Source organism: Pseudomonas sp. MBLB4123 (assembly GCF_051904775.1).
Classification (GTDB): domain Bacteria; phylum Pseudomonadota; class Gammaproteobacteria; order Pseudomonadales; family Pseudomonadaceae; genus Aquipseudomonas; species Aquipseudomonas benzenivorans_B.
The window spans coordinates 2,855,236-2,877,117 of the sequence record NZ_CP196711.1 but is presented as its reverse complement, the minus strand read 5'-3'; the positions used below and the strand labels follow the sequence as shown (position 1 = coordinate 2,877,117).

Below are 21,882 nucleotides of genomic sequence, written 5' to 3'. Positions count from 1 at the left end.
AAGAGCCTGTGAGCAGATAGACCGCGGGGCTGCGGCAGAGTTACACCCCCGGTCAGACCGGTGATCGGCGCGGGTAGCGTTTCAGGCGCTCGACCAGCTCGCGTCCGGCGATCGGCCGGTCGAACAGATAGCCCTGGCCGATATCGCATTGCTGGCGGCGCAGGAAGCCCAGCTGGGCGGCGCTCTCGATGCCTTCGGCGACCACCTTGAGCTTCAGATTGTGGGCCATGGCGATCACCGCCGAGGTGATTTCCATGTCGTCCTGGTTTTCCGGGATGTCTTTGATGAAGCTGCGATCGATCTTGATCACGTCGATGGGGAACTTCTTCAGGTAGCTCAGCGAGGAATAACCGGTGCCGAAGTCGTCCATCGCCAGGGTCAGACCCAGGCTCTTGAGGCGACTGAGCTGATCGCGGGTGTCGTCGGTGGCCTCCAGCAACAGGCCCTCGGTCAGCTCCAGCTCGAGCAGTGCGGGGGGCAGCTGTTCCTCCTCCAGGATCGCGGCGATGGCGCCGACCAGGTCGGGGTCGGAGAACTGCTTGGGCGACAGGTTGATCGCCACCTGCAGGCTGCCCAGGCCGAGCGTGGTCAACTGCGTGCTCATGCGGCAGGCCTGGCGCGCCACCCACTTGCCGATGGGGATGATCAGGCCGGTTTCCTCGGCCACGGCGATGAACTGGTCCGGGCGGATCATGCCCTTCTCCGGGTGCTGCCAGCGCAGCAGGGCCTCCATGCCGAGCAGCTGGCCGCTCCTGAGGCACAACTTGGGCTGGTAGAAGACCTCCAGTTCGTTCTGGGTCAGGGCGCGGCGCAGGTTGCTCTCGACGAACAGCTTGTAGTCGGCCTCGGCGTTCAGTGCCTCGGTGAACAGCTGCAGCTGGTGCTTGCCGTTGGCCTTGGCCTTGTGCAAGGCCAGGCCGGCATGCTTCATCAGGGTCTGCGGGTCCTGCCCGTGCAGAGGGGCGCAGGCCAGGCCCACCGAGGCGGTGACGCTGATCAGCTGGTTGTCGACGAACAGCGGCTTGTCCAGGGTCTGCAAGACCTGCAGGGCGGTGTGTTGGCCCTCCTCGATGCCGTGGTCTTCCAGCAGGATGGCGAACTCGTTGCTGGCGAAGCGCGCCAGCACGCCGGTCGGGGCCAGGCTGTTGCGCAGGCGTCGGGCCAGGCTGCTCAGCAGCTTGTCGCCGGTCTGGTGGCCGAGGCTGTCGTTGATCCGCTTGAAGTTGTCGATGTCCACCAGCAGCAGGCTGAGGGGTTTGCCGTCGGCCAGGGCGAAGCGCTCCTCCAAGGCACGGATGAAGGCGTAACGGTTGCTCAGGCCGGTGAGGTTGTCGCTGAAGGCCAGGCGCTCGATACGCTGCTGAGCCTGCTTGTTGGCGGTGATGTCCTCGTAGATGCCGATGTAATGAGTCAGGCTGCCGTCTTCGCCATGCACCTTGGAGATCGACAGCTGGCTCCAATAGGGCTCGAAGTTCTTGCGCCGGCTCTTGAATTCGCCCTGCCAGCTGTTGTGCTCGGACAGCCCGGAGCCGGCGGCGAACAGCAGGTCGCTGAGGTTTTCCAGGGCCGGCAGTTCGGATAGGCGGCGGCCCTGGACCTCCTCGGCGCTGTATTGGGTGATGGCGGTGAAGCTCGGGTTGACGTACTCCACCAGGCCGTCGCGATCCAGCAGGATGAAGGCACTGGCGCTCTGCTCGACCGCGCGCTGGAACAGGTGCAGGGCACTGGCGGCGCTGCGCCGTTGATGGTTGCTCAGTACCTGGGCGTACTGGTCGGCCAGCTCGCCGGCCAAGGCGATTTCGTCGGCCAGCCAGGTGCGTCGTTCGCCGACATGCTCCAGGCAGAGCACGCCGACCACCTCGCCGCCGACGCGGACGCTGGCATCGAGCATGGCGCCGATGCCCAGGGGCGCCAGGTAGTGCCGGCTCAGTTCGCGGGTGCGCGGGTCGTTCGGGGCATCATGGGCGTCGATGGTCCGGCCGCTGTGCAAGGCGTGCAGGTACACCGGGTAGGGGCTGGCGTCCAGGGGCGCGCCCTGCTCGAACAGGTCGATATCGTGGCGGTACAGGGCCACGGGCTCGAGTGTCGCCCCCTGCAGGCTCCAGATGCCCGCCCGGGCCACTCCGTAGATTTCGCAAGCGGCCCGGGTAATGAGTTCGGCGGCTTCGTGCAGCGGGTCGTTGCTGCTGTAGCGATGGCGAGCCAGGCGCAGGATCAGATCCTGCTGGACGCGGGAGCGCAGCCGTTCGGGAGAGATCGGCGGTTTCGGCTGTGGCTGGTTCGCCGCCAGCAGCTCGTTGAGCCCCGGTGCGGCCTCGACCACCGGCCCGCCGTCGGCCATCAGCAGGTAGCCGCGCAGCAGCTGGCGGTTGCGTTGCTTGAAGGGCTCGCCCAGCTCCGTCAGCCGCAGCGGGCCGCGGGGCGTGTGCAGGGTGTAATGCACCAGGTAGCGTGGCTGGCGGGCCAGCTGCTGCTGGATGGCGTCGTGTTGGCGGTGACGAGCCTCGGGCTCCATCAGGCTGGCGTAGGGGGCGTCGAGCAGGGCGCAGAGGTCGCTGGCGGGGATGCCCAGGTGCTGCTCGCAGTCGGGGTCGAGAAACAGCAGCGTCCAGCTCGCCTCGTTGAGCCGCTCGAAGCGCAGCAGGCCAAGTTGCGAAGGCACTGGCAACTGCGTCACAGCCTCGGCCGCTAGTCGGCTCGCGGCATCGGTATGGCTTTTCATTGGGCGGCTGGCTTCCAGTATGCTGACCGAGTCGGGGTCTCGGCCCACTTCACTATCGCGTCGGGCAAGGGTGCATCATGCAAATACGACTGACAAGAAATCTAATCGCTTCGTTGCTGCTGGTGGGTGGCCTGTTGGCCAATCCGCTGTTCGCCGCGGAGTCCGCGACAGGCCTGAGTGGCGCCGAGCAGGCGCGTTACCTGAGCGAGCTCAAGCGCCTGTACCTGACCCAGGATGAGCGTCAGGCGTTGCTGGCCCACAGCAACGACCTGCTCAAGACCTATGCCCTGAGCGCCGCCTACCAGGTCGGCCAGGCGCAGCGCCAGGACCTGCGCTATCAGCTGCGCCTGGGCGCGCCGGGCGAGCTGTTGCTGCGCGAGGAGAGCCGCGGCGCCCAGGGCACCGATATCGCCGTGCGCAACCAGCGCATCGCCCTGTTCGGCGTCGACCCCTTCATCCGCTACGACTGCCCGCCGAGTGGCGTCAGTTGCGTGCTGTTCAGCCCGGCGGACGGCAGCCCGCTGCTCAGCATAGTGCGGGACCATCAGGGCGCGGCGGAGCTGGCCAAGGCCCTGAGCTTCCTGATTCGCAACCTGCAGAAAGGCTAGGGCGCGGCACCCGCTGGACAGGCAAAAAAAACCCCGCCTAGGGGCGGGGTTGAGGATACGAGCGTGGCGTGCTCGAAAGTTGTAGCCGGGACTTACAGCAGCAGCGTGCGGATGTCTCCCAGCACTTCGCCCAGGCGCTTGGTGAAGCGCGCCGCGGCGGCGCCGTTGATTACCCGGTGGTCGTAGGACAGCGACAGCGGCAGCATCAGCTTGGGCTGGAAGGCCTTGCCGTCCCACACCGGCTGCATGGTCGCCTTGCTCACGCCGAGGATCGCCACCTCCGGCGCATTGACGATCGGCGTGAAGCCGGTGCCGCCGATGTGGCCGAGGCTGGAGATGGTGAAGCAGGCGCCCTGCATGGCGTCGGCCGAGAGCTTCTTGGTGCGCGCCTTCTCCGCCAGTTCGGCGGCCTCGGCGGCCAGCTGCAGCAGGCTCTTCTGGTCGACGTCGCGGATCACCGGGACCAGCAGGCCGTCCGGGGTGTCCACGGCGAAGCCGATGTGCACGTATTTCTTGCGGATCACCGCCTTGCCGCTCGGTGCCAGGGAGCTGTTGAAGTCCGGCAGCTCCTTGAGCAGGTGGGCGCAGGCCTTGAGCAGCAGCGGCAGCACGGTCAGCTTGACCCCGGCCTTCTCGGCGACGGCCTTCTGGGCGACGCGGAAGGCTTCCAGCTCGGTGATGTCGGCCGAGTCGAACTGGGTCACGTGGGGCACGTTGAGCCAGCTGCGGTGCAGGTTGGCGGCGCCGACCTGCATCAGGCGGGTCATCGCCACTTCTTCCACTTCGCCGAACTTGCTGAAGTCCACGACCGGAATCGGCGGGATGCCGGCGCCGCCGGTGGCGCCGGCCGGTGCCTCCTTGGCCTTCTGCATCATCGCCTTGACGTAGACCTGCACGTCCTCCTTGAGGATCCGGCCCTTCGGTCCGCTGCCGTTGATGGCGCCGAGTTCGACGCCGAACTCGCGGGCCAGCTGGCGTACCGCCGGGCCGGCATGCACCTTGGCGCCGTCACGCTTGGGCGCGGCGGCGACGTTGGCGGCGGCCGCCGCCAGCTTGGCGATGGCACTGACCTCGGCGGCCACTTCCGGCGAGGCGCCGGCGGGGGTGCGATGCACCGCTTCTTCGGCAGCCGGGGGCTGGACCGGGGCGGCGGCCGGCGCTGCGGCACCGGCCACTTTCAGTTTGAGGATCAGGTCGCCGGTGCCGACCTCGGCATCCAGCGCCACCTCGACGCTTTCCACCACGCCGGCGGACGGCGAGGGGATCTCCATGCTGGCCTTGTCCGACTCCAGGGTGATCAGCGACTGGTCGGCCTCGACCTGGTCGCCGGCCTTGACCAGCACCTCGATGACCTTGGCCTTGCCGGCAGAACCGATATCCGGGACATGGACATCCTGCACCGACTCGGCGGCAGGGGTGGACACCGCCGGGGCCTCGGCTTTCGCCTCGGGCTGCTGCGCCTGGGGGGCCTCCTCGCGCGGCTGTTCGGCCTTGGGAGCGGCCTCGGCCGCGCCTTCGGTTTCCAGCTCGAGCAGCTCGTCGCCCTCTTTCAGGCGATCGCCCAGTTTCACTTTCAGGCTCTTGATGACCCCGGCCTTGGGCGCGGGGATTTCCATGCTGGCCTTGTCCGACTCCAGGGTCAGCAGGCTCTGGTCGGCCTCGATACGGTCGCCGACCTTGACCATCAGCTCGATGACTTCACCTTCGCCACTGCCGATATCGGGTACGCGGATTAGTTCGCTCACGGTGCGTCTCCTTAGCAGTCCAGCGGGTTGCGTTTTTCCGGGTCGATGCCGAACTTGGCGATGGCCTCGGCCACTACCTTGGGTTCGATATCGCCACGGTCGGCGAGGGCTTCCAGGGCGGCCAGCACCACCCAGTTGCGGTCCACTTCGAAGAAGTGGCGCAGCTTCTGGCGGCTGTCGCTGCGGCCGAAGCCGTCGGTGCCCAGCACCTTGTATTCCTTGCACGGTACCCACTGGCGAATCTGGTCGGCGAACAGCTTCATGTAGTCGGTGCTGGCGATGACCGGACCCTGACGGCCCTTCAGGCACTGCTCGACGTAGGTCAGCTGCGGCTTCTGTTCCGGGTGCAGGCGGTTGTGGCGCTCCACGGCCAGGCCGTCGCGGCGCAGTTCGTTGAAGCTGGTGACGCTCCACACATCGGAGGCGACGTTGTACTCGTCACGGAGGATCTGCGCCGCGGCGCGCACTTCGCGCAGGATGGTGCCGCTGCCGAGCAGCTGCACGTGGTGGGCGGCTTCCTTCTTGTCCTCTTCGAGCAGGTACATGCCCTTGATGATGCCGTCCTCGACACCCTCCGGCATGGCCGGCTGCTGGTAGGCCTCGTTCATCACGGTGATGTAGTAGAAGACGTTTTCCTGCTCTTCCATCATGCGCCGCGTGCCTTCGCGAATGATCACCGCCAACTCGTAGCCGTAGGTCGGATCGTAGGTGCGGCAGTTGGGAATGGTCGCCGCCATGATGTGGCTGTGGCCGTCCTCGTGCTGCAGGCCTTCGCCATTGAGCGTGGTGCGCCCGGCGGTACCGCCGATCAGGAAGCCGCGAGTGCGGCTGTCGCCGGCGGCCCAGGCCAGGTCGCCGATGCGCTGGAAGCCGAACATCGAGTAGAAGATGTAGAACGGCAGCATCGGCTGGTTGTGGCAGCTGTAGCTGGTGCCGGCGGCGATGAAGGAGCTCATGGCGCCGGCTTCGTTGATGCCTTCCTCGAGGATCTGGCCCTTCTTGTCCTCGCGGTAGAACATCACCTGGTCCTTGTCGACCGGCTCATACAGCTGGCCCACCGAGGAGTAGATGCCGAGCTGGCGGAACATGCCTTCCATGCCGAAGGTGCGCGCCTCGTCCGGGATGATCGGCACGATGCGCTGGCCCAGTTCCTTGTCCTTGACCAGCTGCGCGAGGATGCGCACGAAGGCCATGGTGGTGGAGATTTCGCGGTCGCCGCTGCCGTCGAGGATGGCCTTGAGGGTATCCAGCGGCGGGGTCGGGATGGCGAAGCTGTTGGCGCGGCGCTGCGGCACGAAGCCGCCCAGGGCCTCGCGCTTCTTGCGCAGGTACTTGCCCTCGGCGCTGTCGGCGTCCGGCTTGAAGAACGGCAGGCTCTCCAGCTCGTCGTCCTTGACCGGGATGTCGAAGCGGTCGCGGAATTTCTTCAGGCTGTCGACGTCGACCTTCTTGGTGTTGTGGGCGATGTTCTTCGCCTCGCCGGCACCGGTGCCGTAGCCCTTGATGGTCTTGGCCAGGACCACGGTCGGCTGACCCTGGTGGTTGACCGCCTGGTGGTAGGCCGCATAGACCTTGTAGGGGTCGTGGCCGCCACGGTTGAGCTTCCAGATTTCCTCGTCGGAGAGGTCCTTGACCATCTCCTTGAGTTCCGGGCTGTTGAAGAAGTGTTCGCGGACGAACGCCCCGTCCTTGGCCTTGTAGTTCTGGTAGTCGCCGTCGACCACCTCGTCCATGCGGCGCTGCAGCAGGCCGTCGGTGTCCTTGGCCAGCAGCGGGTCCCAGAAGCGGCCCCAGACCACCTTGTTGACGTTCCACTGGGCGCCGCGGAACACGCCTTCCAGTTCCTGGATGATCTTGCCGTTGCCGCGTACCGGGCCGTCGAGGCGCTGCAGGTTGCAGTTGATGACGAAGATCAGGTTGTCCAGTTTCTCGCGGCCGGCCAGGGAAATGGCGCCGAGGGATTCCGGCTCGTCGCACTCGCCGTCGCCGAGGAAGCACCAGACCTTCTGCTTGCCCGCCGGGATGAAGCCGCGGTGCTCCAGGTACTTCATGAAGCGTGCCTGGTAGATCGCCTGGATCGGGCCCAAGCCCATGGACACGGTGGGGAACTGCCAGAAGTCCGGCATCAGCCAGGGGTGCGGGTAGGACGACAGGCCCTGACCGTCCACTTCCTGGCGGAAGTTGTTCAGCTGGTCTTCGCTGATGCGGCCTTCCATGAAGGCGCGGGCGTAGATGCCCGGCGAGGCATGGCCCTGATAGAAGATCAGGTCGCCGCCGTGCTCCTCGGTCGGAGCCTGGAAGAAATAGTTGAAGCCGATGTCGTACAGCGTGGCCGAGGAGGCGAAGCTGGAGATGTGGCCACCCAGGTCCGGGTCCTTGAGGTTGGTGCGCATCACCATGGCCAGGGCGTTCCAGCGCACCAGCGAGCGGATGCGGCGTTCCATGAACAGGTCGCCGGGCATGCGGGCTTCGTGGGATACCGGGATGGTGTTGCGGTAGGGCGTGGTGATGGCGTAGGGCAACTGGGAACCACTGCGGGTGGCCAGCTCGCCCATGCGGGTCATCAGGTAGTGCGCACGGTCTTCACCCTCACGGTCGAGGACGGACTCAAGGGCGTCCAGCCATTCCTGGGTTTCGATCGGATCGAGGTCTTGCATGGCTTGCTCCAGGGCGGAAAGGCTTCCAGAATCGGAGGCCAGGGTTCGTGCCCGGCTTCGTGAGCGGGCTACGTGAATTCTTGGATTGACCGGGGGTAGGACCGGCTTCGTGTAGTTTTACTACATATTGGCGGCAATTTCAGCCCTTCGGATACAAATTTTAGTAGCAAAACTACAATTATTTTTGCGGCTGGCCATGTGCCCTGCGCCGAAGTGCGTGGTTCGCAGGCGTCCCGTGCGCTGCCCGCAGTCCGCCGAAAAGGATAGACCATGAGCTTGCCGGTGCTGGTCTCTTTACCCGTCTCACTCGCCCCCCTCGCCAGTCGCGCGGAGCAGGCCCTGCGGGCGGCGCTGGGCGACCTCGAAGGCGATGCCCGCGCCCGCTTCGAGGCTTGGCCGCAGGCCTGTCGCGACGCCTGGAGTCGGGTCGCCGCGGTCAGCGACTTCGTGCTGCAGCAGGCCCTGCGTGACCCGTGCATGCTGCTGGAGCTGGCCGACTCCGGCGAGCTGGAGGCCAGCCTGGGGGTGGACGAACTGCGTGGGCAGCTGGCCCAGCTGCTGGCCGACTGCGAGGACGAGGACGACCTGGGGCGGCGCCTGCGACGCTTTCGCAATCGCCAGCAGCTGCGCATCATCTGGCGCGACATCGGCCGCCAGGCCGATCTGGTGGAAACCTGTCGCGATCTCTCGGCGCTGGCCGATGCCTGCATCGACCTGGCCTATCACTGGCTCTACCCCCGGCACTGCGCGCAGTTCGGCACGCCGATCGGCCGGCGCAGCGGTCAGGCCCAGCATATGGTGGTCCTCGGCATGGGCAAGCTGGGGGCCTTCGAGCTGAACCTGTCCTCGGACATCGACCTGATCTTCGGTTATCCGGAGGGGGGCGAGACCGAGGGGGTGAAACGGTCGCTGGACAACCAGGAGTTCTTCATCCGCCTCGGGCAGCGGCTGATCAAGGCGCTGGATGCGATCACCGCCGAGGGCTTCGTCTTCCGCACCGACATGCGCCTGCGCCCCTACGGCTCGTCCGGTGCCCTGGTGTTCAGCTTCAATGCGCTGGAGCAGTACTACCAGGACCAGGGGCGCGACTGGGAGCGCTACGCCATGATCAAGGCGCGGGTGGTCGGCGGGGATCCGCTGGCTGGCGCGCAGCTGCTGGAGATGTTGCGGCCCTTCGTCTATCGGCGCTACCTGGACTTCTCCGCCATCGAGGCGCTGCGCAGCATGAAGCAGCTGATCCAGCAGGAGGTGCGGCGCAAGGGCATGGCCGACAACATCAAGCTGGGCGCCGGAGGCATCAGGGAAGTGGAGTTTATCGCCCAGGCCTTCCAGCTGATTCATGGCGGGCGCGACCTCAGCCTGCAGCAGCGGCCCCTGTTGAAGGTGCTGGCCACGCTGGCGGGGCAGGGTTACCTGCCGGCGCCGGTGGTCGAGGAGCTGCGCGAGGGTTATGAGTTCCTGCGCTACACCGAGCACGCCCTGCAGGCGATCGACGACCGGCAGACGCAGATGCTGCCGGACAACGATCAGGACCGGGCACGGGTGGCCTTTATGCTCGGCTTCGACAGCTGGGAGGCCTTTCATGAGCGGCTGATGCACTGGCGCGGGCGGGTCGACTGGCATTTCCGCCAGGTCATCGCCGACCCCGATGAGGATCAGGGCGGGGAGCCCGACGAGGTGATCGGCGGCGAATGGCTGCCGCTGTGGGAGGACGCCCAGGACGAGGAGGCCGCCTGTCGTCAGCTCGCGGAAGCCGGTTTCGCCGATGCGGCGCAGGCTCGTCAGCGTCTGGCCGGCCTGCGCAACGGCAACCAGGTGCGCGCCATGCAGCGCCTCGGCCGCGAGCGCCTGGATGCCTTCATTCCGCGCCTGCTGGCCCAGGCGGTGGAGCACGACGATCCGGACCTGGTGCTCGAACGCGTGCTGCCGCTGGTCGAGGCGGTGGCGCGGCGCTCGGCCTACCTGGTGCTGCTGACGGAAAACCCCGGCGCCCTGCAGCGTCTGCTGAGCCTCTGTGCCGCCAGCCCCTGGATCGCCGAGCAGATCGCCCGCTTCCCGCTGCTGCTCGACGAGCTGCTCAACGAAGGACGGCTGTTCAAGCCGCCCCTGGCGCCGGAGCTGGCGGCCGAGCTGCGAGAGCGCCTGACACGCATTCCCGAGGACGACCTGGAGCAGCAGATGGAGGCGCTGCGGCACTTCAAGCTGGCCCACGGCCTGCGCGTGGCGGCCTCGGAGATCGCCGGCACCCTGCCGCTGATGAAGGTCAGCGATTACCTGACCTGGCTGGCCGAGGCCATCCTCGAGCAGGTGCTGGCCCTGGCCTGGCGCCAGTGCGTGACCAAGTACGGCACGCCGCGCCGCGCCGATGGCAGCGCCTGCGACCCGGATTTCATCATCGTCGGCTACGGCAAGGTCGGCGGCATCGAGCTGGGGCATGGCTCGGACCTGGACCTGGTGTTCATCCACGACGGCGATCCCCAGGCCGAAACCGACGGCGCCAAGGCCATCGATGGCGCGCAGTTCTTCACCCGCCTGGGGCAACGCATCATTCACCTGCTGACAGCCCAGACCAATTCCGGGCAGCTCTACGAGGTGGACATGCGTCTGCGTCCCTCCGGCGCCTCGGGCCTGCTGGTCAGCTCCCTCGGCGCCTTCCAGCGCTATCAGCAGAACGAGGCCTGGACCTGGGAGCATCAGGCGCTGGTGCGGGCCCGGGTGCTGGTCGGCTGTCCGCGGGTCGGCAAGGCTTTCGAGGCGGTGCGGGCCGAAGTGCTGGGCGCCGAGCGCGACCTGGACAGGCTGCGTACCGAGGTCAGCGAGATGCGTGCGAAGATGCGCGACAACCTCGGCACCCCCGCCACCGCCGCCGGTACCGCGGCCAACGCCTTCGAGGCGGCGGTTCCCTTCGACCTGAAGCAGGACGCCGGAGGTATCGTCGATATCGAATTTATGGTGCAATACGCGGCCCTGGCCTGGTCGCGAGAGTATCCGGAGTTGCTCGAATTCACCGACAACATCCGCATTCTGGAAGGGCTGGAACGGGTCGGTTTGCTGCCCGGTGAGGATGCCATGCTGTTGCAGGAGGTCTACAAGGCCTATCGCTCGGCGGCCCACCGCCAGGCGCTGCAGAAACAGCCCGGGGTGGTGAGTGGCGACCAGTTCCATGCCGAACGACGCAGCGTGCTGCGCATCTGGCAGGCGCTCGGGTTGAGCTGATTGAGTATCGAGTGGCGGGCGTGTCGCCCGCCGCTGGTAGCGTACGAATCGAATTTGAGGAGCAGGCAACTATGTCGATGGCCGATCGTGATGGCGTGATTTGGTATGACGGCAAGCTGGTGTCGTGGCGCGACGCCACCACCCATGTGCTGACCCACACCCTGCACTACGGCATGGGCGTGTTCGAGGGCGTGCGCGCCTACAACACCCCCGACGGCACGGCGATCTTCCGCCTGCAGGCGCACACCGACCGCCTGTTCGACTCCGCCCACATCATGGGCATGAAGATCCCCTTCAGCAAAGACGAGATCAACGAGGCGACCCGCGCCGCAGTGCGCGAGAACAACCTGGAAAGCGCCTACATCCGCCCGATGGTGTTCTACGGATCCGAGGCCATGGGCCTGCGCGCCAGCGGCCTGAAGGTGCAGGTGATAGTCGCGGCCTGGAGCTGGGGCGCCTACATGGGCGACGAGGCGCTGCAGGTCGGCATCAAGGTGCGCACCAGCTCCTTCACCCGCCATCACGTCAACATCTCCATGACCCGGGCCAAGGCCAATGGCAACTACATCAACTCCATGCTGGCCCTGCAGGAGGCCGTCTCCGGCGGCGCCGACGAGGCCATGCTGCTCGATCCGGAAGGCTACGTGGCCGAGGGCTCGGGGGAGAATATCTTCCTGGTCAAGGACGGCGTGGTGTACACCCCGGAGGTCACCTCCTGCCTCAACGGCATCACCCGCGGCACCATCCTCACCCTGGCCGAAGAGCTGGGCATCAAGGTGATCGAGAAGCGCATTACCCGCGACGAGGTGTATATCGCCGACGAGGCCTTCTTCACCGGCACCGCCGCCGAAGTCACGCCGATCCGCGAAGTGGACGGCCGGCAGATCGGCGCCGGCCGCCGCGGCCCGGTGACCGAGAAGCTGCAGACCGCCTATTTCGATCTGGTGACCGGCAAGACCAGCGCCCACGCCGAGTGGCGCACCCTGGTCAAATAAGAGCTGGCCAGGCTCGGACGGCCGGCTGTCGTGGGGTGGGCCGAGCGAGGCGCGGCCCATCGCGGCGCAGGTCATCGAAAGCCGCGTGTTGAGCGAGTCCGGGAGGCGCAAGCCTCCCTGGTTGTTTCTGGAATAGGCATGAAAATACTGATCGTTGGGCCCAGTTGGGTCGGTGACATGGTGATGGCGCAGACCCTGTTCCAGTGCCTGCAACAGCGCCATCCCGGCTGCCAGATCGACGTGCTGGCGCCCGAGTGGAGCCGGCCGATTCTCGAGCGCATGCCCGAGGTACGCCGGGCCCTGAGTTTCCCGCTCGGCCACGGCGTGTTGCAACTGGCGACCCGCCGGCGCATCGGCAAGTCCCTGGCCGGCCAGTATGACCAGGCGATCCTGCTGCCCAATTCGCTGAAATCCGCCCTGGTGCCGTTCTTCGCCGGCATCGCCAAGCGCACCGGCTGGAAGGGCGAGATGCGCTATGGCCTGCTCAACGACGTGCGCACGCTGGACAAGCAGCGCTACCCGCTGATGATCGAGCGTTTCATGGCCCTGGCCTTCGAACCGGGTGCCGAGATACCCAGGCCCTACCCGCGGCCGCGCCTGCAGATCGAGGCGGCCAGCCGTGACGCGGCCCTGGCGCGCTTCGCCCTGAGCCTGGATCGCCCGGTGCTGGCGCTGTGTCCCGGCGCCGAGTTCGGCGAGGCCAAGCGCTGGCCCAGCGAGCACTATGCCAGGGTTGCCGAGGCGAAGATCCGCGCCGGCTGGCAGGTCTGGCTGTTCGGCTCGAAGAACGACCATCCGGTCGGCGAGGACATCCGCGCCCGGCTGATTCCCGGTCTGCGCGAGGAGGCGGTCAACCTGGCCGGCGACACCAGCTTGGCCGAGGCCATCGACCTGCTGTCCTGCGCGAGCGCGGTGGTGTCCAACGACTCGGGCCTGATGCACGTGGCCGCGGCGCTGAACCGGCCGCTGGTGGCGGTCTACGGCTCGACCTCGCCGCAGTTCACGCCGCCGCTTGCCGAGCAGGTGGAAATCGTCCGCCTGGACCTGGAGTGCAGCCCCTGTTTCGAACGCACCTGCCGCTACGGCCACTACAACTGCCTGCGCGAGCTGGCGCCGCAACCGGTGCTCGAGGCCCTCGACCGCCTGGTCGCCGATCCGGTCGAGGTCGAATAGTTTGCGCGTACTGCTGATCAAGACGTCCTCCCTGGGCGACGTGGTGCACAGCCTGCCGGCCCTCACCGACGCGGCGCGGGCCATCCCCGGCATCCAGTTCGACTGGGTGGTGGAGGAGGGCTTCGCCGAGATACCCGCCTGGCATCCGGCGGTGGCCAAGGTCATTCCGGTGGCGATCCGCCGCTGGCGCAAGAGCCCCTGGCAGACCCTGGTAAGCGGCGAGTGGCGGCGCTGCAAGGCGCGCCTGGACGAGACCCGCTACGACCTGGTGATAGACGCCCAGGGGCTGCTCAAGAGCGCCTGGCTGACCCGTTACGTCAAGGCGCCGGTGGCCGGCCTGGCCCCTGACTCGGCCCGCGAGCCTATCGCCAGCCGCTTCTATGACCGGGACCGGACCTACAGCGTGCCCCGCGATCAGCATGCGCTGGAGCGGGTGCGCCAGCTGTTCGCCCAGGCGCTGGACTATCCGCTGCCGAGCGGTCTGGGCGACTACGGCCTGAACCGCGCGCAGCTGGCCGGCGTGGCGGGCCAGCCCTACCTGTTGTTCCTGCATGGCACCACCTGGCCGAGCAAGCACTGGCCCGAGGCCTACTGGCGCGAGCTGGCCGAACAGATGAGCGAGCAGGGCTGGGCCGTCCGCCTGCCCTGGGGCAATGAGCAGGAACGGGCGCGGGCCGAGCGCATCGCCGCCGGCCTGGACAATGCCGCGGTGCTGCCCAGGCTGAACCTGGCCGGAGTGGCCAAGGTGATCGCCGGTGCCCAGGCCTGCGTGGCGGTGGACACCGGCCTCGGCCATCTGGCCGCCGCCCTGGATGTGCCGAGCATCTCCCTGTACGGGCCGACCCTGCCCGGCCGGGTCGGCGCCTATGGCCGGGCGCAGATCCACCTGTGCGCCAGCGGGCCCAATGCCGGTCTCGGCGATCGGCACAAGCCCTGCCTCGACACGTTGCGTCCCGAGCGGGTGGCCACCGAGCTGCAGGCCCTGTTGCTGGCCGAGGAAATCGTCTGATGCAGCTGGCCTTCATCCTCTACAAGTACTTCCCCTTCGGCGGCCTGCAGCGCGACTTCATGCGCATCGCCCTGGAGTGCCAGGCCCGTGGCCATGCCATCCGCGTCTATACGCCGATCTGGGAGGGCGAGGCGCCCGCGGGCTTCGAGGTGGTGCGGGTGCCGGTCAAGGCGCTGTTCAACCACAAACGCAACGAGAAGCTCACCGCCTGGGTCGCCGCCGACCTGGCGCGCCGCCCGGTCGAGCGGGTGGTCGGCTTCAACAAGATGCCCGGCCTGGACGTCTACTACGCCGCCGACGGCTGCTACGAAGACAAGGCGCAGACCCTGCGCAATCCGCTGTATCGCCGCTGGGGGCGCTACCGGCACTTCGCCGACTACGAGCGGGCGGTGTTCGCCCCCGAGTCGAAGACCGAAATCCTGATGATCTCCGAGGTGCAGCAGCCGCTGTTCGTCAAGCACTACGCCACCCCGGCCGCGCGCTTCCACCTGCTGCCGCCGGGCATCGCCCAGGACCGCCGGGCACCGGCCAACGCCGCCGAGATCCGCGCCGGGTTCCGCCACGAGTTCCAGCTGGCCGAGGACGACTTGCTGCTGGTGCAGATCGGCTCCGGCTTCAAGACCAAGGGCCTGGATCGCAGCCTCAAGGCCCTCGCCGCGCTGCCGCGCGAGCTCAAACAGCGCACCCGGCTGATCGTGATCGGCCAGGACGACCCCAAGCCCTTCCTGCTGCAGATCAAGGCCCTGGGCCTGTCCGAGCAGGTGCAGATCCTCAAGGGCCGCAGCGACATCCCGCGCTTCCTGCTCGGCGCCGACCTGCTAATTCACCCGGCCTACAACGAGAACACCGGTACCGTGCTGCTCGAGGCCCTGGTGGCCGGTCTGCCGGTGCTGGTCAGCGATGTCTGCGGCTACGCCCACTACATCGCCGAGGCCGACGCCGGTCGGGTGCTGCCCAGCCCCTTCGAGCAGCAGCGGCTCAATCGCCAGTTGGCCGAGATGCTCGGCGACGACGCGGCGCGCGCGAAGTGGAGTGCCAACGGCCTGGCCTACGCCGAGAGCGCCGACCTCTACTCCATGCCGCAACGGGCGGCCGACGTGATTCTGGCGGAGCGCCCATGAAGTTGTTGCTCAGCGAGCCGTTCAAGCGCCTGTGGGCCGGCAAGGACCCCTTCGTCGCGGTCGAGGCTCTGCAGGGCCAGGTCTACCGCGAGTTGGAGGGCCGGCGCACCCTGCGCACCGAGATCGAAGGGCGCGGCTACTTCGTCAAGATCCACCGCGGCATCGGCTGGGGCGAGATCCTCAAGAACCTGCTCAGCGCCAAGCTGCCGGTGCTCGGCGCCGGCCAGGAGTGGCGGGCGCTCGAGCGCCTGCACCGGGCCGGCGTGCCGACCATGACGGCGGTGGCCTACGGCGAGCGCGGCGTCAATCCGGCGACCCAGCACTCCTTCATCGTCACCGAGGAGCTGGCGCCGACCGTCAGCCTGGAAGACTTCAGCCTGGACTGGTCGCGCAACCCGCCGGTCCCGGCGCTCAAGCGAGCACTGATCACCGAGGTGGCGAAGATGACCGGCACCATGCACCGCGCCGGGGTCAACCACCGCGACTGCTACATCTGCCACTTCCTGCTGCACACCGACCGGGCGGTGACGGCCGGCGACTTCCGCCTGTCGCTGATCGACCTGCATCGCGCCCAGACCCGCGACGCGGTGCCGCGGCGCTGGCGCGACAAGGACCTGGCCGGGCTGTACTTCTCCGCCCTGGACATCGGCCTGACCCGGCGCGACGAGCTGCGCTTCCTCAGGGGCTACTTCCGCCTGCCGTTGCGCCAGATCCTGCGCGAGGAGCAGCGCCTGCTCGCCTGGCTGGCGCGCCGCGCCGACAAGCTGTACGCGCGCAAGCAGCGCTACGGGGATGCCCTCTGATGGCCGGCTGGACGCTGTTGCCCGGGTTCGCCGAGCGGGCCGCCGAGTTCGGCAGCCTGGAGGCGGTGTTCGCCCTCGAGGGCGAGCGGATCACCAAGGACCCGCTGTCCGAGGTGATCCGCATCGAGCGCGATGGGGTGCGTTACTACGTCAAGCGCTACTGGGGCGCCGGCAAGGGGTTGCGCCGCTATATCGGCCGTCCGCGGGTCAAGGCCGAGTGGCAGAACCTCAAGCACTTCGCCAAGTGGGGCATTCCTACCGCGCCCATCGTCGCCTACGGCCTGGAGCGCCAGCTCGGCGCCTTCGTCCGCGGCGCCCTGGTCACCCGCGAGCTGCCGGACACCCTGGACATGAACCACCTGGCGCTGCGCGATCACCCCTGGCTGCGCGATCGCCACTGGGTCGACCGCATCAGCCGCCAGCTGGCCGCGGCGACGCGGGCCCTGCATGGTCACCACTTCACCCATAACGACCTGAAGTGGCGCAACCTGCTGGTCAACGAGCAGGCCGAGCTGTTCTTCATCGACTGCCCGACCGGGGCCTTCTGGTGGGGGCCGCTGTTGCGCTATCGCATCGTCAAGGACCTGGCCTGCCTGGACAAGGTGGCCAAGTACCAGCTCACGCGCAGCCAGCGTCTGCGCTTCTACCTGCAGTACCGCGGCCGCCGGCGCCTGAGCGCCCGGGACAAGCGCTGCATCCGCCGCATCGTGGGTTTCTTCGAGGGCCGGGAATGACGGACTTCATCGCCGCCGAGGACCGGGCGCGACTCGAGCGCCACGGCCTGGCCGATTTCGATGCGCTCTGGACCCTGCAGCTGGACGCGGTGGACGAGCCCAATACCGAGCGCGGCGGCTGGAGCAGCGTCTACCGCCTGGAACTGGACGATGCGGCCTTCTATCTCAAGCGCCAGAGCAACCACCTGACCCGCAGTCTGCTGCACCCCCTGGGCGAGCCGACCTTCGCCCGCGAGTTTCGCAATATCCAGCGCTATCAGCGGTTGCAGATTCCCGCCCTGCAGGCCAGCTTCTTCGCCGCGCGGCGGCTGCCGGGGGAGCAGCGGGCGGTGCTCCTGACCCGCGCCCTGGACGGCTGGCAGGACCTGGACCACTGGCTGCAAGCCTGGCCCCGCGTGGGCGAGGCGCAGCGCCAAGCCATTCTGCGCGCCTGCGGCGAGCTGGCCCGGCGCCTGCATCGGGCCGGGCAGATGCACGGCTGCTTCTACCCCAAGCACATCTTCCTGCGCGAGGCGCCCGGCGGCTTCGCGGCCCGGCTGATCGACCTGGAGAAGACCCGGCCGCTGCTGCTGGGCGAGCGCGACCGGGTCAAGGACCTGGAGCCGCTGCTGCGCCGTGCCGGGGTGTGGAGCGAGGCCGAGGTGCGCGCGCTGCTGGCCGCCTACCTGGCACCGGGCGCCGACCTCGAGCGCTGGTGGCGGCGCCTGGGGGCGCGGCGGCGGCATAAGGAGGCGGGCCGATGACCCTGGCCGAACTGGCCCGCGCCGGGCGCACGCCGGAGCTGCCGCTGCATGTCGAGCTGGCCGATGCCGCCGGCCCCGCGCCGCTGACCCTGCTCAAGCTGCTGCGGGTGCTGCCCGGGCAGCGCTACGTCGGCCTGGCCCAGTGGCGCGGGCGCAAGGTGCTGGCCAAGCTGCTGGTCGGCGCCAAGGCGGCCCGGCATTTCCGCCGCGAGCTGGACGGCGCGCGGCTGCTCGCCGGGCAGGGCCTGACGACGCCGGCGCTGCTGGCCGATGGCCTGTGCGAGGGCGAGGGCGGCTGGCTGCTGTTCGACTACCTGGAAGGCGCCGAGAGCCTGGGGGACGCCTGGCGCGCGGTCGAGTGCGAGCCCCTGCTCGGCGCCGGTCAGCAGCAGGTGCTCGGCGAGGCCCTGGCCGCGATTGCCGGGCTGCATGCCAGGGGGCTGTGGCAGGCCGACCTGCACCTGGACAACCTGCTGCGCAGCGCAGGCCGCCTGTGGCTGATCGACGGCGGCGGGGTGCAGGCCCAGGTGCCGGGCCAGCCGCTGTCGCGGGAGCGAGCGCTGGAAAACCTCGGCGTGCTGTTTGCCCAGCTGCCGGTCGAGCTGGAACCCCACATCGAAGAGCTGCTGGTGCACTACCTGCTGGTCAATGGCGAGCATGCCCTGCCGCTGGAGGCCCTGCTCGAGGAGGTGGCCAAGGTGCGGCGCTGGCGCCTGCGCGACTACCTGCGCAAGATCGCCCGCGACTGCAGCCTGTTCGCCGCCGAGATCGGCGCCTTCGGCCTGCGCGTGGTGCGCCGTGACCAGCAGGGCGCGTTGCAGCCGCTGCTCGACGACCTGGACCGGCGCACCGAGCTGGGCCATGTCTACAAAACCGGCGGCGCGGCCACGGTGGCGCGGGTCGAACGGGCCGGCCGGCCGCTGGTGGTCAAGCGCTACAACGTCAAGGGCGCGCTGCACTGGCTCAAGCGCTTCTGGCGGCCCAGCCGCGCCTGGCACAGCTGGGTCGAGGGGCATCGCCTGGAGCTGCTGGGCATTGCTACCCCGCGGCCCCTGGCGGTGCTGGAACGGCGCTGGTGCTGGCTGCGCGGGCGCGCCTACCTGATTACCGAATACTGCGGCGGGCAGGATATAATCGCGCGTTTTCAGCCCTACTCGGCCAAGGACGGGCAGAGTTTGCCCCCTGAACCCGAGTTGCTGGCGTTGGATCGACTGTTCGCCGCCTTGCTGCGCGAGCGCATCAGCCACGGCGATTTCAAGGGTCACAACCTGTTCTGGGACGAGCGCAGGGGCGCCTGGTCGCTGATCGACCTGGATGCCATGCGCCAGCACCGGGGCATGCGCAGTTTCGCCCGGGCCTATGCCCGCGATCGCGCCCGCTTCCTGCGTAACTGGCCGGCCGACTCGGCGCTCCACCAACTGCTCGACAAACGTTTACCGCAGGTGCCCGGCACCTGCCCTGAATAGAGGCAAAACCAGTGGCATTGACCGTTCTCGGCCTTTCCGGCGCCCTCAGCCATGACCCTTCCGCCGCCCTGTACATCGACGGCAAGCTGATCGCGGCCGCCGAAGAAGAGCGCTTCGTGCGCGACAAGCACGCGAAGAACCGCATGCCCTACGAGTCGGCCAAGTTCTGCCTGGAGCAGGCCGGCATCAAGCCCGCCGACGTCGATGTGGTGGCCATTCCCTTCGCCCCCATCAGCCTGTTCGGCGAGGCCCGCTGGCATTACGCCAAGCGCTACTGGTACGCCCCGGACCGCGCCCTCGACGCCATCCTGATGGGCAATCGGCGCTACAAGCGCTACCGCAAGAAGATCCTCTGGTGCCTGGAGCAGCTGGGCTTCGACGCCAAGAAGGTCAAGCTCGAGCCGGTCGAGCACCACCTGGCCCACGCCTCCAGCGCCTACCACTGCTCGGGCTTCACCGAGAAGACGGCGATCCTCGGCATCGACGGCAAGGGCGAGTACGCCACCACCTTCTTCGGCTATGGCGAGAACGGCAAGATCCACAAGATCAAGGAGTTCTACGATCCGGACTCGCTCGGCGGCTTGTACGGCGCGATCACCGAGTTCCTCGGCTTCGAGATGCTCGACGGCGAGTTCAAGGTCATGGGCATGGCGCCGTACGGCGACGCCGACAAGTACGACTTCTCGCGCCTGGCCAGCTTCGAGAACGGCCAGCTGGTGATCAACACCGAGTACGCCAACGTCATCGGCCTGCGCCGCTACAAGGAGAAGGGCAAGGGCTTCTACTTCTCCAAGAAGCTGATCGAGTGGCTGGGACCCAAGCGCGAAGGCGACATCGCCGACGACCCCTACATCCACTACGCCGCCAGCATGCAGGCGCTGTTCGAGAAGCTGGCGCTGCAGATGATGGACCACTACCTGGGCGACATCATCAAGCAGACCGGCAAGATCGCCTTCGCCGGCGGCTGCGCGCTGAACGTCAAGCTCAACCAGAAGATCATCGCCCGCCCCGAGGTCAAGGAGCTGTTCGTCCAGCCGGCTTCCGGCGACGCCGGCACCGCGGTCGGCGCCGCCGCCTACGTGTCGCACCAGCGCGGCGTGCCGGTGGAGAAGATGGAGCACGTCTACCTCGGTCCCAGCTACTCCAACGAGGACGTCATCGCCGCCTGCGCCCGCCACCCGAGCCAGCCGGTGTTCAAGCGCATCGACGACATGCCGCAGCGCATCGCCAGGATCATGGTCGACGGCAATCCGGTGGCCTGGTTCCAGGGGCGCATGGAGTTCGGCCCGCGGGCCCTCGGCGGTCGCTCGATCATCGGTTGCCCGAGCATCCCCGGGGTGGCCGACCGGATCAACGAGCAGATCAAGTTCCGCGAGCGCTGGCGCCCCTTCTGCCCGTCGATGCTCGACACCGTCGGCCCGCAGATGCTCAAGGTCGATCACCCGAGCCCGTTCATGACCTTCACCTTCGAGGTCAACGAGGAGTGGAAGACCCGCGTCAGCGAAGTGGTGCACGAGGACGGTACCTCCCGCGCCCAGGTGCTCAAGCGCGAGTACAACCCGCGTTACTACGACATGATGAAGGAGCTGGAGAAGCTCACCGGCAACGGCGTGTCGCTGAACACCTCGTTGAACCGCCGCGGCGAGCCGATGATCTGCTCGCCGACCGATGCGCTGAACATGTTCTACGGCTCCGACCTGCAGTACCTGATCATGGAGGACATCCTCGTGGTCAAGGACGGCAAGGACTGGTATGAGCAGGTCTGAACCGCGGATCCTGCAGTTCTGTCACGGCTACGACGGGCCCTTCCTCGATTGCGCCCGTCAGTACGCCGCGCTGTTTGCCGGCACCCGCTACAAGGTCACCACGGTGTACCTGACCGGCAAGCCCTGTGCCGAGGTGGAGGCCGGCTCGGCCTCGGACGAGGTGATCTTCCTCGATTACTCGAGCCGCGAGGTGCGTGGCCTCAAGCTCAAGGCGATCCGCGACATCCGGCGGATCGCCGCCAGCGGCGACTTCAAGCTGTGCATCGCCCATCGCTTCAAGCCGGTGTATGTCGCGTTGCTTGGCACCCGGCTGCCGGTGATCGGCGTGCACCACGCCTTCGGCGACTACCGCCGGTTGTCGCGCAAGCTGTTCGCCAATTGTTTCAAGGGGCGCCTGGCCCTGCTCGGCGTATCCAACGCGGTGCGCGACGACATGCGCGAGAGCCTGCCGAGCTGGCCGGCCGGGCGCATCGAGACCCTGTACAACCGCATCGATATCCAGGCCCTGCAGGCCGAGCTGCTCGACCGTGATGCCGCGCGCGAGGCCCTGGGCCTGCCGGTCGATGCCTGGGTGGTCGGCAACGTCGGCCGCCTGCACCCGGACAAGGACCAGGCCACCCTGATCCGCGGCTTCGCCCAGGCCCTGCCGCAGCTGCCGGCCGGCAGCAGGCTGGCGATCATGGGCAGCGGCCGCCTGGAAGCCTCCCTCAAGGACCTGGCGCGGGAGCTGAACGTCGCCGACTCGGTGCTGTTCCTCGGCCAGGTGCCCGGCGGTCGGCGTTATTTCCGCGCCTTCGACGTGTTCGCCCTGACCTCCGACCACGAGCCCTTCGGCATGGTCCTGCTGGAAGCGATGGCGGCAGGGGTGCCGGTCATCGGCAGCGACTGCGGCGGCGGCCGCGAGGTGCTGGAGGGCGTCGGCGTGCTGTTCCCCCTAGCCGACTCCACGGCATTGGCGGCGGCCCTGCGCCACATGGCCGAGCTCGACGACGAGCAGTGCGCCCTCTGCGCCAGCCTCATGTTGCAGCGGCTCGAGACACACTTCTCCGACCGAGCCGTGCGTGAAGCCTTCTGGCGTCTGCCGCTGGTGGTAGGTGAGCAGGGGCTGGTCCCTTGAGGCGACT

At 67.8% G+C, this 21,882-nt stretch carries 15 protein-coding genes; 12 read left to right on the top strand and 3 right to left on the bottom strand.

The window, feature by feature from the left end; all coding sequences use genetic code 11:
* Positions 1–52: 52 nt before the first annotated feature.
* The gene (locus tag ACSX1C_RS13260; protein ID WP_439886506.1) at positions 53–2,722 is read right to left on the bottom strand and encodes a putative bifunctional diguanylate cyclase/phosphodiesterase; all 2,670 of its coding nucleotides are present in this window, start codon (positions 2,720–2,722) and stop codon (positions 53–55) included.
* 77 nt (positions 2,723–2,799) lie between these two features.
* Here ACSX1C_RS13260 and ACSX1C_RS13255 point away from each other — a divergent pair, with 77 nt between their 5' ends.
* Positions 2,800–3,330, top strand: a complete 531-nt coding sequence (locus tag ACSX1C_RS13255) for a hypothetical protein (protein ID WP_439886505.1) — start codon at positions 2,800–2,802, stop codon at positions 3,328–3,330.
* A 92-nt stretch (positions 3,331–3,422) separates the two neighbouring features.
* Here the strand turns inward: ACSX1C_RS13255 and aceF are convergent, their stop codons facing one another.
* Together aceF and aceE are read right to left on the bottom strand one after the other, a co-directional pair.
* A complete protein-coding gene (gene aceF, locus ACSX1C_RS13250) occupies positions 3,423–5,075 on the bottom strand; it encodes a dihydrolipoyllysine-residue acetyltransferase (RefSeq protein ID WP_439886504.1) in 1,653 nt (550 codons plus the stop codon).
* Between the two features lie 11 nt (positions 5,076–5,086).
* Positions 5,087–7,732, bottom strand: a complete 2,646-nt coding sequence (aceE, locus tag ACSX1C_RS13245; RefSeq protein ID WP_439886503.1) for a pyruvate dehydrogenase (acetyl-transferring), homodimeric type — start codon at positions 7,730–7,732, stop codon at positions 5,087–5,089.
* A 270-nt stretch (positions 7,733–8,002) separates the two neighbouring features.
* Here aceE and glnE point away from each other — a divergent pair, with 270 nt between their 5' ends.
* The 11 genes from glnE (at position 8,003) to ACSX1C_RS13190 (ending at position 21,875) form a co-directional block, all read left to right on the top strand.
* Positions 8,003–10,948 (top strand): bifunctional [glutamate--ammonia ligase]-adenylyl-L-tyrosine phosphorylase/[glutamate--ammonia-ligase] adenylyltransferase, encoded by a 2,946-nt coding sequence (gene glnE / locus ACSX1C_RS13240; protein ID WP_439886502.1) that lies wholly within the window; start codon positions 8,003–8,005, stop codon positions 10,946–10,948.
* A gap of 71 nt (positions 10,949–11,019) precedes the next feature.
* Entirely contained in the window at positions 11,020–11,943 is a 924-nt protein-coding gene (locus ACSX1C_RS13235; RefSeq protein ID WP_439886501.1) for a branched-chain amino acid transaminase, read from the top strand.
* Positions 11,944–12,081: 138 nt separating this feature from the next.
* Positions 12,082–13,116, top strand: a complete 1,035-nt coding sequence (gene waaF / locus ACSX1C_RS13230; protein ID WP_439886500.1) for a lipopolysaccharide heptosyltransferase II — start codon at positions 12,082–12,084, stop codon at positions 13,114–13,116.
* Between the two features lies 1 nt (position 13,117).
* Positions 13,118–14,125 carry a lipopolysaccharide heptosyltransferase I gene (waaC, locus tag ACSX1C_RS13225; RefSeq protein ID WP_439886499.1) on the top strand — a complete coding sequence of 336 codons (1,008 nt, stop codon included), beginning with the start codon at positions 13,118–13,120 and terminating at the stop codon, positions 14,123–14,125.
* Complete coding sequence (locus ACSX1C_RS13220; RefSeq protein ID WP_439886498.1) at positions 14,125–15,246, top strand: glycosyltransferase family 4 protein; 1,122 nt, start codon at positions 14,125–14,127, stop codon at positions 15,244–15,246. Before waaC ends, ACSX1C_RS13220 begins: the two co-directional genes overlap by 1 nt.
* On the top strand, positions 15,243–16,049 hold the full coding sequence (rfaP, locus tag ACSX1C_RS13215; protein ID WP_439886497.1) for a lipopolysaccharide core heptose(I) kinase RfaP: 807 nt from the start codon (positions 15,243–15,245) through the stop codon (positions 16,047–16,049). Before ACSX1C_RS13220 ends, rfaP begins: the two co-directional genes overlap by 4 nt.
* Positions 16,049–16,783, top strand: a complete 735-nt coding sequence (locus tag ACSX1C_RS13210) for a lipopolysaccharide kinase InaA family protein (RefSeq protein ID WP_439886496.1) — start codon at positions 16,049–16,051, stop codon at positions 16,781–16,783. The genes rfaP and ACSX1C_RS13210 overlap by 1 nt, the downstream gene beginning before the upstream one ends.
* A complete protein-coding gene (locus ACSX1C_RS13205; protein WP_439886495.1) occupies positions 16,780–17,526 on the top strand; it encodes a lipopolysaccharide kinase InaA family protein in 747 nt (248 codons plus the stop codon). The genes ACSX1C_RS13210 and ACSX1C_RS13205 overlap by 4 nt, the downstream gene beginning before the upstream one ends.
* Complete coding sequence (locus ACSX1C_RS13200; protein WP_439886494.1) at positions 17,523–18,992, top strand: lipopolysaccharide kinase InaA family protein; 1,470 nt, start codon at positions 17,523–17,525, stop codon at positions 18,990–18,992. The genes ACSX1C_RS13205 and ACSX1C_RS13200 overlap by 4 nt, the downstream gene beginning before the upstream one ends.
* Positions 18,993–19,003: 11 nt before the next feature.
* The gene (locus tag ACSX1C_RS13195) at positions 19,004–20,758 is read left to right on the top strand and encodes a carbamoyltransferase family protein (protein WP_439886493.1); all 1,755 of its coding nucleotides are present in this window, start codon (positions 19,004–19,006) and stop codon (positions 20,756–20,758) included.
* Positions 20,745–21,875, top strand: a complete 1,131-nt coding sequence (locus ACSX1C_RS13190) for a glycosyltransferase (protein ID WP_439886492.1) — start codon at positions 20,745–20,747, stop codon at positions 21,873–21,875. The genes ACSX1C_RS13195 and ACSX1C_RS13190 overlap by 14 nt, the downstream gene beginning before the upstream one ends.
* The last annotated feature ends 7 nt before the right edge of the window (positions 21,876–21,882 follow it).

Coding starts and splice junctions, on each gene's coding strand:
- ACSX1C_RS13260 (WP_439886506.1), bottom strand. CDS start 2,722: ATGAAAAGCCATACCGATGCCGCGAGCCGACTAGCGGCCGAGGCTGTG.
- ACSX1C_RS13255 (WP_439886505.1), top strand. CDS start 2,800: ATGCAAATACGACTGACAAGAAATCTAATCGCTTCGTTGCTGCTGGTG.
- aceE (WP_439886503.1), bottom strand. CDS start 7,732: ATGCAAGACCTCGATCCGATCGAAACCCAGGAATGGCTGGACGCCCTT.
- glnE (WP_439886502.1), top strand. CDS start 8,003: ATGAGCTTGCCGGTGCTGGTCTCTTTACCCGTCTCACTCGCCCCCCTC.
- ACSX1C_RS13235 (WP_439886501.1), top strand. CDS start 11,020: ATGTCGATGGCCGATCGTGATGGCGTGATTTGGTATGACGGCAAGCTG.
- waaF (WP_439886500.1), top strand. CDS start 12,082: ATGAAAATACTGATCGTTGGGCCCAGTTGGGTCGGTGACATGGTGATG.
- ACSX1C_RS13220 (WP_439886498.1), top strand. CDS start 14,125: ATGCAGCTGGCCTTCATCCTCTACAAGTACTTCCCCTTCGGCGGCCTG.
- rfaP (WP_439886497.1), top strand. CDS start 15,243: ATGAAGTTGTTGCTCAGCGAGCCGTTCAAGCGCCTGTGGGCCGGCAAG.
- ACSX1C_RS13210 (WP_439886496.1), top strand. CDS start 16,049: ATGGCCGGCTGGACGCTGTTGCCCGGGTTCGCCGAGCGGGCCGCCGAG.
- ACSX1C_RS13205 (WP_439886495.1), top strand. CDS start 16,780: ATGACGGACTTCATCGCCGCCGAGGACCGGGCGCGACTCGAGCGCCAC.
- ACSX1C_RS13200 (WP_439886494.1), top strand. CDS start 17,523: ATGACCCTGGCCGAACTGGCCCGCGCCGGGCGCACGCCGGAGCTGCCG.
- ACSX1C_RS13190 (WP_439886492.1), top strand. CDS start 20,745: ATGAGCAGGTCTGAACCGCGGATCCTGCAGTTCTGTCACGGCTACGAC.